10 protein-coding genes are annotated in these 12,182 nt (G+C 27.6%); 1 reads left to right on the forward strand and 9 read right to left on the reverse strand.

Annotated features, from left to right (window positions below):
* Nucleotides 1–154: 154 nt before the first annotated feature.
* From smpB to AC4FQW_RS11000, 6 genes are all read right to left on the reverse strand, one after another.
* Nucleotides 155–625, reverse strand: coding sequence for an SsrA-binding protein SmpB (gene smpB / locus AC4FQW_RS10975; RefSeq protein ID WP_303130200.1), 471 nt, complete (start codon nt 623–625; stop codon nt 155–157).
* A gap of 169 nt (nt 626–794) precedes the next feature.
* Complete coding sequence (gene rnr, locus AC4FQW_RS10980) at nt 795–3,047, reverse strand: ribonuclease R (protein WP_491149061.1); 2,253 nt, start codon at nt 3,045–3,047, stop codon at nt 795–797.
* A gap of 231 nt (nt 3,048–3,278) precedes the next feature.
* Nucleotides 3,279–5,291 (reverse strand): sodium-translocating pyrophosphatase, encoded by a 2,013-nt coding sequence (locus tag AC4FQW_RS10985; RefSeq protein ID WP_491149062.1) that lies wholly within the window; start codon nt 5,289–5,291, stop codon nt 3,279–3,281.
* A 176-nt stretch (nt 5,292–5,467) separates the two neighbouring features.
* Complete coding sequence (gene secG, locus AC4FQW_RS10990) at nt 5,468–5,698, reverse strand: preprotein translocase subunit SecG (RefSeq protein WP_303130206.1); 231 nt, start codon at nt 5,696–5,698, stop codon at nt 5,468–5,470.
* A 117-nt stretch (nt 5,699–5,815) separates the two neighbouring features.
* A complete protein-coding gene (eno, locus tag AC4FQW_RS10995) occupies nt 5,816–7,111 on the reverse strand; it encodes a phosphopyruvate hydratase (protein ID WP_303130208.1) in 1,296 nt (431 codons plus the stop codon).
* Between the two features lie 212 nt (nt 7,112–7,323).
* A complete protein-coding gene (locus AC4FQW_RS11000; RefSeq protein ID WP_303130210.1) occupies nt 7,324–7,920 on the reverse strand; it encodes a protein kinase in 597 nt (198 codons plus the stop codon).
* A gap of 450 nt (nt 7,921–8,370) precedes the next feature.
* Between AC4FQW_RS11000 and AC4FQW_RS11005 the strand changes: the two genes are divergently transcribed.
* Nucleotides 8,371–9,000 (forward strand): hypothetical protein, encoded by a 630-nt coding sequence (locus AC4FQW_RS11005; RefSeq protein WP_491149066.1) that lies wholly within the window; start codon nt 8,371–8,373, stop codon nt 8,998–9,000.
* 70 nt (nt 9,001–9,070) lie between these two features.
* Here the strand turns inward: AC4FQW_RS11005 and AC4FQW_RS11010 are convergent, their stop codons facing one another.
* The 3 genes from AC4FQW_RS11010 to tpiA all read right to left on the reverse strand — a co-directional run bounded on the left by AC4FQW_RS11010 (nt 9,071) and on the right by tpiA (nt 12,140).
* Nucleotides 9,071–9,478 carry a DUF2871 domain-containing protein gene (locus AC4FQW_RS11010; protein ID WP_491149067.1) on the reverse strand — a complete coding sequence of 136 codons (408 nt, stop codon included), beginning with the start codon at nt 9,476–9,478 and terminating at the stop codon, nt 9,071–9,073.
* A 192-nt stretch (nt 9,479–9,670) separates the two neighbouring features.
* Nucleotides 9,671–11,203, reverse strand: a complete 1,533-nt coding sequence (gene gpmI, locus AC4FQW_RS11015; RefSeq protein ID WP_491149069.1) for a 2,3-bisphosphoglycerate-independent phosphoglycerate mutase — start codon at nt 11,201–11,203, stop codon at nt 9,671–9,673.
* A 190-nt stretch (nt 11,204–11,393) separates the two neighbouring features.
* The gene (tpiA, locus tag AC4FQW_RS11020) at nt 11,394–12,140 is read right to left on the reverse strand and encodes a triose-phosphate isomerase (RefSeq protein ID WP_303130067.1); all 747 of its coding nucleotides are present in this window, start codon (nt 12,138–12,140) and stop codon (nt 11,394–11,396) included.
* Nucleotides 12,141–12,182: the final 42 nt, after the last annotated feature.

Here is a 12,182-nt window from a genome sequence, read left to right on the forward strand (position 1 = left end):
CTAACGATATGCTTATTCAATATTTTCCACATTTACTATTATAATACTAAATCTAGCGTTGTATAAACATATTTATACAATATTTACATTAATTTATCTTGTAAATCAATAAAACAAAAAGAGTACTCTAGAATTACTAAAATACTCTTTAAAATTAATATCTATTCTTGTTTTTAAGTTCTCTTTGCATTTCTCTATTATGAGCTTTTTCAAGTAAAGAATCTCTTTTATCATAATTCTTTTTACCCTTACAAACTCCAAGAGCAACTTTTACTCTTCCATTTTTTAAATACAATGATAAAGGTACAAGAGTTAATCCTTCTCTTGATACAAGACCTGCTAATCTACCAATTTCTGATTTATGAAGAAGTAATTTTCTATCTCTTAATGGATCTTCATTAAATATATTACCTTGTTCATAAGGACTTATATGCATTCCTCTTATAAAAATTTCCCCATTTCTAACTTCCGCATAACAATCTTTAAGATTAGCTCTACCATTTCTTATTGATTTTACTTCTGTTCCTACTAAAACTAATCCAGCTTCAATAGTTTCTTGTATAAAATAATCATGTCTCGCTTTTCTATTTTCTACTAAAGAATTTGAATTTTTCTTTCTTGCCATCTTGTTCACCTACTTCTAAATACAAAGTTATACATTAATAAAATTATATTATATATTTTATTTATTATCAATTCTGCAATTTAATAGTTTACTTATATATATTTTTTAACATAATATAAAAACATCTTAAAATAAGGGGCATATAGCCCCTTATTTTAATTTAAATATTCTATTCTTCTTCTAATTCCTTTTCAATAAGCAATTCTTCAATTTCACCATTAGCTAAAGCCTCTTTTACTTTTCCTTTAACATACGGTATTTTTTCTTGAAGCTCTTTTAAAGTATCTTCGTCTTCATCATTTTCATTATCTTCTAATAAATCAAAATAAATTTCTCTATTTTCTATATCAACTCTGCTACATTTAACTTTTACTTCATCACCAAGTCTATAAATTTTCTTTGTTCTTTCTCCAATTAATGCTAGATGATTTTCATCATATACATAATAATCATCTTCTAATGAATTTATATGAACTAAACCTTCGATTGTGCTTGGAAGTTCTACAAACATACCAAATGAAGTAACTGAAGATACAATTCCGTCGAATTCTTCTCCAATTCTTTCTTCCATGTATTCTGCTTTCTTTAAATCATCAACTTCTCTTTCTGCTTCTTGTGCAACTCTTTCTGTTTCTGATGATTGTTTTGATGCATAATCAACTATTCCTATAAGCTTCTTAGCTCTTCCACCATCAATTTTACCATTTAATTGTTCTTTTATTATTCTGTGTATTTGAAGATCTGGATATCTTCTAATTGGTGATGTAAAATGACAATAATATCTTGCAGCTAATCCAAAATGACCAAGGCTTTCTGGAGAGTATCTAGCTTTCATCATTGATCTTAAAAGTAATGTACTAACTACTGTTTCTTCTTTTTTACCCTTAACTTTTTCAAGTACTTCTTGAAGACATCTTGGATGTATATCTTGACTCATCTTCATTGTATATCCAAGATTATAAATAAATTCTCTAAATTTCATAAGTTTTTCTTCATCTGGATTTTCGTGAACTCTATATACAAACGGTAAATTAGTCCAATACATATATTCTGCTATAGTTTCATTACAAGCAAGCATAAATTCTTCTATTATTCTATTTGCAATTTCTCTTGGATATGGTTTAATTTCTATTGGTTTTCCAAGTTCATTTAAAGTTATTTTTGCTTCTTCAAAATCAAAATCTATAGCTCCTCTTCTCATTCTTTTTTTGTTTAATATATTAGCTAACTCTTCCATAGCTAAAAAATCATCATAAAGATAATCATATTTTTTTATTAATTCTTCATCTTTATCCTTTAAAATTTTAGTTACATCAGTATACGTCATTCTCTCATTTGTTCTTATTATACCTTCATGTATCTCATGATCAACTACCTTACCATTTTTATCTATAATCATTATGCAACTAAGAGTTAATCTATCTACCTTTGGATTAAGAGAACATAACCCATTTGAAAGCTTTTTAGGTAACATTGGAATTACTCTATCTATAAGATATACTGATGTTCCTCTCTTTAAAGCTTCTTTATCTAAAGGATTGTTTTCTTTAACATAGTGAGTAACATCGGCTATATGAACTCCAAGTTTAAATTTGCCATCTGGTAATCTTTCTATTGATACAGCATCATCTAAATCTTTAGCATCTTCTCCATCAATAGTTACCATTTTTACATCTCTAAAATCAGTTCTTCTTTCATATTCTTTTTTATCTATTTCTTCTGGTATTGAATCTGCAAATGTTAATACTTTAGTTGGAAAATCTTCTGGTAATCCAAACTTTTTAATTATTGTAAGTATATCAAGGCCTTTATCACCTTTTTTTCCTAATACTTCTTTAACTACCCCTTCAGGGCTTCTTCTTTTTTCAGGCCACTTAATAACTTCTACCAATACTACATCACTATCAGTAGCATTATTTTTATCTTTTTTAGAAATAAATATATCTTGATGTAATCTTGTATCTTCAGGAACTACAAATCCAAAGTTTCTACTGCTTTCATAAACTCCAATAATTGTTTTATTAGCTCTTTCTATTACATCAACAACTTCCCCTTCTCTTTTCTTACCATTTCTATCATCTCTAGTTATTTTAACTAAAACTCTATCACCATTCATGGCACTATTCATAGATGATGCAGAGATAAATACATCCTTTTCCCCTTCTACTTCAGATATTAAAAAACCAAAACCTCTTGGATGTCCTTGAAGTCTTCCTGTTATTAAACCTGACCTCTCCGGAGTTGAGTATTTTTCTTTTTGGTTTCTAACTATTAACCCTTCTCTTTCCATTGTTTTAAGTACTTTTTTAAAAGCTTTATATTCATTAGACTTTATATCAAAAACTGCTGTTAATTCACTAAGGTCCATTGGTTTATATGCATCTTCTTGCATAAATTGTAATAATGTATCTTTTATTCCCATCGTGTTCCTCCATTTTATATTTATATTATTCTTAGTATATATTCTCCATTCCAACAATATATTATTCTACCTATATAGTACCATATTATATACTATAATTCCTTAATTAGAAAATTATATTAAAAGCTTTTTTAAATATTAATTTTCATTATAAAATTAGAGCTAAATAATATAAAGTTTAAATATTACTTAGCTCTTTTATTTTAAATACTAATTATAAGTTTATAAAATCTAAAATAATATTCCTCCAAATTCAACTATAAGTGGAGCAAATACAACTGCAACTATTGTCATAAGTTTAATTAATATATTCATACTTGGTCCTGAAGTATCTTTAAAAGGATCTCCTACAGTATCTCCAACTACTCCAGCCTTATGAGAGTCGCTTCCTTTTCCTCCACAAGCTCCTCCTTCAATATATTTTTTAGCATTATCCCATGCTCCACCTGCATTTGACATTAATATAGCCATCATCACTCCAGTTATAACTCCTCCTGCAATCAATCCAGCAAGGGCCTCTTTACCTAATAATAATCCAACAACTATTGGAGATAAAACAGCTATTATTCCTGGTATTATCATTTCTCTAAGAGCTGCTCTTGTTGATATTTCAACACAAGTTGAATAATCAGGCTTTTCTATTCCTTTTAATAGACCTGGCTTTTCCTTAAATTGTCTCCTTACTTCTTCAACCATTTCACCAGCCGCTTTACCAACTGATTGCATTGTTAAAGCTCCAAATAAAAAAGGAAGCATCCCCCCAATTAAAACACCAACTAAGGTTAATGGATTTAATAAATTTATTGTTTCTAAATTAACAGCTTGGGTATATGATGCAAAAAGAGCTAATGCTGTAAGAGCAGCTGAACCTATTGCAAATCCCTTTCCAATGGCAGCTGTTGTATTACCAACTGAATCTAATTTATCTGTAATTTCTCTAACACTTTCATCTAATTCACTCATTTCAGCTATTCCACCTGCATTATCAGCAATCGGTCCATAAGCATCAACTGCAACAGTTATAGCCGTTGTTGAAAGCATTCCTACAGCAGAAATAGCTATAGAGTATAACCCTAATATTGAATTTTCTGAACCTCCTGTAAAGAAATAAGATATTAATATTCCAATAACAATTAAAAGTATTGGTATAACTGTTGATTTCATCCCAACTGCTAATCCTGCTATTATATTAGTTGCAGCTCCTGTTTCACTTTCTTTAGCTATAAACTTAACTGATTTATAATCTGAAGATGTATAAACTTCTGTAATTTTTCCAATTAAAAGTCCAACACATACTCCAACTAAAACAGGTATAAATAACTTTAAGCTAGAAAACAAATATAAAGAAGTTATTAAACTTAATATAAGTGCTATAAATCCTGATAAAAAACTACCTAAATTAAGAGCTTTTTGCGGCTCATTTCCTTTATAAGATTTTACTATATACATTCCTATAAGTGATGATAAAATTCCAACTCCAGCAAGTACTAATGGATATAATATAGCTTCCTTTCCTACCGAAACAGAAAGTACAGAACCTAAAGTTATTGCAGATATTATGGAACCTACATAAGATTCAAAAAGATCTGCTCCCATTCCACACACATCACCAACATTATCACCAACATTATCAGCTATTACAGCTGGATTTCTTGGATCATCCTCTGGTATTCCTGCCTCAACTTTACCAACCAAATCTGCACCAACATCTGCAGCTTTTGTATATATTCCTCCACCAACTCTTGCAAAAAGAGCTATTGATGAAGCTCCAAGACCAAAACCAGTTATATATTCTGCATTTAAATCAAATATATATGCAAATACTGTTAACCCCAAAATCCCAAGTCCAACAACAGAAAGCCCCATAACAGCACCACCTGAAAATGCTATTCCTAACGCCTCCTTCATTCCATGTGTTGCTGCACTTGCTGTTCTTACATTTGCTTTAACAGCTGTCCTCATACCAATGTATCCAGCTATCATAGAAAATATTGCTCCAACTAAAAATGATATAGCTGTTTTATAATTTAAAAAAATAAAAATGAGTATAAAAATGCATGCAACAAATATTGAAAGATACTTATACTCTTTTTTTATAAATGCCATAGCACCTTCTTCGATATGTGATGCAATTTCCCTCATCTTTTCATTTCCATCATCTTTTTTTATAATCCTACTTTTCATAATGAATAATACTATTAATGATATAATTCCACAGAGCAATGGTAATATTAAAATATTCATATTTACACCTCACTTAAGTATGTTTTAGCATAAATTATACTAATATATACCTATGAGTTTTGTATGATTATTAGAATTTAATACTTATATTTTTTAAAATTTTTATATAATAAAAAAATCTGATACAAACTTAAATTTGTATCAGATTAAAGTTTAACTTGTGATTCCCACACATGTTATATCATATTTAAAACCATTGTGTTTATAGCAAATAGTAACATACTTACTATTGTTACTCTCTCTAACATAACTTCTTTTGTTCTTGATTTATTTCTTGAGAAGAAAGTATCGTTGTTACTTCCTTGAATAAGTCCGCTTAATGCATCAGACTTACTTGGTTGCATAAGTACTGATACAACAACAATAATTCCAAGTATAACCTCAAGTACTAATAAAGCTGTTTGCATGGGAACACCTCCTAATATCTAAACGCTAATTTTATACTATTTAACTTAATAAGTATATCATAAAGAAAAATTTATTTCTATACTCATCTTGAAAATTTATACAAAAATACGTTTATACTATTTTTTTATATTAAAGAAAGCATCCATTCCTCTATATTGAGCTACATCATCAAGTTCTTCTGCTATTCTTAATAATTGGTTATACTTAGCAACTCTTTCTGATCTTCCTGGTGCACCAGTCTTAATTTGACCTGCATTTACAGCTACAACTAAATCTGAAATTGTTGTATCTTCTGTTTCTCCTGATCTATGTGAAATTACTGCTGTATATCCAGCTCTATTTGCCATTTCAATAGCATCTAATGTTTCTGTTAATGTACCAATTTGGTTAAGTTTTATAAGTATTGAGTTTGCAATTCCCTTTTCAATACCCATTTTTAATCTTTCAGTATTTGTTACGAATAAATCATCACCAACTAATTGTATCTTATTTCCTAATCTTTCAGTCATGATTTTCCAACCTTCGTAATCTTCTTCTGCCATACCATCTTCTATTGATATAATTGGATATTTATTTACTAAGTTTTCATAGAATCCAACCATTTCTTCTGGTGTTAGTGTTTTTCCTTCATGTTTTAATACATATTTACCATCTTCAAAGAATTCTGATGAAGCTGGGTCTAAAGCAATAAATATATCTTTTCCTGGTTTAAATCCAGCTTTTTCGATTGCTTCAATTATAACTTCAATTGCTTCTTCATTTGATTTTAAGTTTGGTGCAAATCCACCTTCGTCACCCACACCTGTTGAATATCCTTTTTCATTTAATAATTTTTTAAGAGCATGATATACTTCTGAACACATTCTTAATGCTTCTCTAAAATCACATGCTCCAGCTGGCATAATCATAAATTCTTGAAGGTCTACTGAGTTATCAGCATGTTCTCCACCATTTATAATATTCATCATTGGTACTGGTAAAACTTTTGCATTTACTCCACCAACATATTGATATAAAGGTAATCCTAAATATTCAGCTGCTGCTCTTGCTACTGCAAGTGATACTCCAAGTATAGCATTAGCTCCAAGTTTTCCTTTATTTTTAGTTCCATCTAACTCTATTAAAGTTTTATCTATAAATGTTTGATCTAATGCATTAAGACCAATAAGTTCATCTGCAATAGTGTCATTTACATTTTTAACTGCATTTAAAACACCCTTACCATTAAATCTTTCTTTATCTCCATCTCTAAGTTCTACAGCTTCAAATATACCTGTTGATGCACCTGATGGCACTGCTGCCCTTCCTATTGTTCCATCTTCTAAATATACTTCAACTTCAACTGTTGGAAATGATCTTGAGTCTAAAATTTCTCTTGCTACTATATCTACTATTTCTACATATTGTTTCATATGTAATCTCCTCCTTTAAATCTATTACCCTAAATATTATTTACAAGTTTGATATCTTTTATTTATATATATATTATAACTCTTTTGTTGATAATGTCAATCAACTGATATTTTATTTCATTTTTATTAACATTATATCTATTTTTATAATACAATATTAGTTTATTTTTTATTTATAAAGTATAAAAAGCCCTAATAGGACTTTTTATACTTTATAAATATTCTATATTTTCCTTCTTAAAATATTTATCAAGTTGAATTTTCCAATACTTTGCTGATTTAGAGTCTATCTCATTAATATTATCTAAAAAAGTATTTAATACTCCAAGTTTATTAAGTTTTTTCATTAAATGTCTTGGAAAATCTACTTTCCTACTGTAACATCCTTTTGGATCTATCATCATAAGTTTAAAATCTTTTGTTACATATACATCTCTACATCTTGTATCTAATTTAGTAAATTTAAGCTTTTTAAATTCTTTTAATAGTTTATATATTTCTTTTGTTAATTCTTTACTTAAACCATTTCTCTTTATGTACTTATCTAAACGTATACCGTTTACTTTTTCTCTTATAATATACAATGAACCTGATGAATAAATTTTAGGAAAGTATTTTGATTTTTTACATTTAATTAATGTATTAGCCTCTGCTTTACATATTTTTTCCTTTTGGAATATTTTTATTATCTTATTTTCTGGAAGTTCAAATACTATTCCGTTATTTCCTTGACCTAAATAGGTTGACTTTTTAAATAATTCTTCTGTTTTCTTATCAAAACAAACTGAATAATCATAATTTTTTCTCATTTTAGTATCCTAATTATATTATTTCTTACTATCATAATATTAAAGTTATTTTTTATTGTGATAATTTATAAAATTATTTAAATATATGTACATTTATTTATCTTTTAATTAAATTAAATAATAATATTATTATAATTATTATTTAAAAATTTAATATTAAAAAATAACTATATAAAAATTAATTTATCATTTTTATAATTATTTTTTATGTTTTAAAGCATATAAAAATATTAATTTAGAAATATATAAAAATTCTAAATTATATATTAGAAGGTAGATATACAAAATAAGACAACTAGAAAATATAAAGTTTAAATTTGAAATAATTTATTTTAAAAATATATAAAATACTTGTATATATTTACTATTATTTTTATAATATTAAAATTTAAGATATTTAATTTATGTTATCATAAACATATATAGCTAATTTAAAGGAGACTTGATATTATGTCAAAAAATAAAAGCAAAGTTATTTTAATACCTATTATAATATTAATTGTAATAATACTTGGAGCTTTTTCTTTATATCAATTTTCATTTAAACCAAAGGTTCCAGTTACACCTATAACTTCAGAGATAAAAGTTGACCCATTAGAAGTAGCACTAAAGCTTATTCCAAATGACTTAAATTTTTCTTTAAAAGAAATTGTAACAAAATCAAATATAGAACTTTCTGATGTTGATTTAACTAATTTAGCCATACTTGCTATACAAAATGATCCTAACATAAATTATAAAATAGAAGGATTAAAAGTTTTAATTGATGGAAAATATTTAAATCTTTATATACAATTTAAATATTTAAACATACCTTTAGAAGCAAAACTTACTTTTTCTTGTTTTTCTAAAAATGGTAATGGAATACTTCATTATGAAGGTGGTAAACTTGGATTTATAAATATTAATAAAAACATTATATTTAATAATTTAACAAGTAATAATGCAATAGATGTTGATAAAGCTAATTCTGATATAATACTTAAATTAAAAGATAATTACAATATAACTTTAAATTTTTTTGAGATAGTAAATGATACTTTAAAACTTGGAGTTCAAACTAAATTTAAATTATTTTAAATGAAATTTAGTTTAAACATAAAAAAACAACGATAGATTTAAAATCGTTGTTTTTTATTTATTTAATATATTATTTTTCTTTTACTACTTCTTTTTTTAAAAGAATAAACATCATTATAATTCCAATAGAAAATAATATGTGAGAAAGACCAGCTATTCCTGAAATCATAGCTCCTCCATTTAATAATAAAACTTGATCTATTCCTCTCCAAATAAACATTATAACCATGAAAGCTAGTCCAATATTATATGTTAGAAAGAACTTATTAAAAAATCTGTTTTCAGTTATTTTAAATTGTTTTTCAAATAATACAAGCAACAAAAATACCAAACTTCCCATTACAAGTAAATGTACATGCATAACTGATAATGTAGTTTTTCCTACATAATCAAACATTCTTGTAAATTCACGATAAAAAACCCCAGATGCTAAAGCTAATATTGCATAAATAAATGATGTATTTATTAACTTCTTCATAACTCCTCCTAAATATTAATTATTATTTAATATATTTTATTTTACTATATTTTTATATTAAATAATATATCAAAAATTTATTTTTAATATTTAAAACTAAAATATAATATAAAATATATTTATATAAAAATAGAACCCACAATAAATATTGTGAGTTCCATAATTTTATTTATAATTATTTATTACTAAACATTATTTTATTAATGAATGTCCAGTCATTTCTTCTGGTTTATCTATACCCATTTCTTTAAGCATAGTTGGTGCTATATCTGATAATTTACCATCTTCTAAAGATTTTCCTTTTGAATGATTTGAAACCCAAACAAATGGAACTGGATCAGTTGTATGAGCTGTAAATGGATTTCCTGTTGAGAAATCTATCATTGTTTCTGCATTTCCGTGGTCTGCAGTTATAAATAATGATCCGTCTTTTTCTAATATCTTATCTGCAACTTTACCTAAACATTCATCTACAGTTTCAATAGCTTTAACAGCAGCTGGAATTACTCCTGTGTGTCCTACCATATCAGGATTAGCATAGTTTAATATAATCATATCATATTTATCACTATCTATTCTCTTAATTAACTCTTCTGTTACTTCATATGCACTCATTTCTGGTTTTAAATCATATGTAGCAACCTTTGGTGAAGCTATTAATGCTCTATCTTCATTTTCATTTGGCTTTTCTACTCCACCATTAAAGAAGAATGTTACGTGAGCATATTTTTCTGTTTCTGCTATTCTTAATTGATTTAATCCTTTATTTGCAACAAACTCTCCTAAAGTATTAGTTAATGTTTGAGCTTTAAATGCTACATTAACTCCTTCAAAAGTTTTATCATATTGAGTCATTGTAACAAAAGTTAATTGTAACTTTTCAGCATTAAATCCATCAAAATCTTTTTGAGTTAAAGCTCTTGTAAGTTCTCTAGCTCTATCAGGTCTAAAGTTAAAGAATATTACTGAATCTCCACTTTTAACTGTTGTAGTTGGGTGTCCATCTTCTAATATTACTGTTGGTAATACAAATTCATCAGTTTTATTATCATGGTATGATTTTTCTATAGCTTCTACTGCACTATTTGCAGTTTCACCAGTACCTTTAACTATTGCATTATATGCAAGTTCAACTCTTTCCCATCTATTATCTCTATCCATTGCGTAGTATCTACCACTAATTGTAGCTATTTGACCTACTCCAACTTCCTTCATCATAGCTTCAGTTTTTTCTATAAATTCTTTACCTGATGAAGGTGCAACATCTCTACCATCCATAAATGCATGAACATAAACTTTTTGAAGTCCTTCTTTTTTAGCAAACTCTAAAAGTCCTTTTAAGTGATCTATATGTGAATGAACTCCACCATTTGATAATAATCCCATTAAGTGTAATGCTGAATTATTTTCTTTAGCATTTTTCATAGCTTTTAATAATTCTTCATTTTTAAAGAATTCACCATCAGCTATTGCCTTAGTTATTCTTGTAAGCTCTTGGTATACTATTCTACCTGCACCTATATTTAAATGCCCAACTTCTGAATTACCCATTTGTCCTTCTGGAAGACCTACAGCCATTCCTGAAGCTTGTAGCATTGAATGTGGGTATTCCTTCACTAATCTATCAAAATTTGGTTTTTTAGCTAATGAAACAGCATTACCTTCTGAAGCTTCTGCTATTCCAAAACCATCTAGTATCATTAACATTACTGGTTTCTTTGCCATTACTCTACCTCCATTTATTTACTTTAATAAATAATAAAAATATTACTATTATACTCTACTTTTTTCATTTATATTATACTACAATATAATAATACAAACAATAAAAAGCAATAGTATGAAAGAATTGCTATTATTCAATCATGACTATTGCCTTTTATGTTAATTCTAAATATTAATAAGTTAATTAATATTAGTAGTTAACGATTTGAGCAAAGTCTGAAGCTACTAAGCTAGCTCCTCCAACTAAAGCTCCATCGATATCTGATTGAGCCATTTGCTCTTTTATTGTAGCTGGCTTAACTGATCCACCATATTGAATTCTTACTTTATCAGCAACTTCTTGTCCGAACATTTCAGCTACAACTTTTCTGATTGAAGCTATAGTTTCGTTTGCTTGTTCTGATGTAGCAGTTTTTCCAGTTCCGATAGCCCAAATTGGTTCATAAGCTATAACAACTTTTTCTGCTTCTTCTTTAGTTAATCCTTCTAAATCAGCTTTGATTTGTCCTGCTAAAACTTCTACATATTTTCCTGATTCTCTTTGCTCTAAAGTTTCTCCACAGCAAAGGATTGGAGTTATGTTGTGCTTAAGTGCAGCTTTAACTTTTTTGTTACAAGTTTCATCAGTTTCGTTGAAGTATTCTCTTCTTTCACTGTGTCCGATTACTACGTATTCAACACCCATAGCTTCAAGCATTCCTGGAGCAACTTCTCCTGTGAAAGCTCCACTTTCTTCAAAGTGCATGTTTTGTGCAGCTATTTTAACATTTGATCCTTTAGCAGCATTTACAGCAGCTTCTAAACATACGAATGTTGGGCAAAGAACTACATCACAAGTAGCATCCTTTACTAATGGTTTAAATTCGTTAATGAACTCTACAGCTTCTGCTGGAGTTTTGTGCATTTTCCAGTTTCCTGCGATTATTGCTTTTCTCATTAAAATCACCTCTAAATTTATTTAATGTTTTTAACCAAATTT

The sequence above is a fragment of the Clostridium sp. TJA085 genome, from assembly GCF_058310235.1.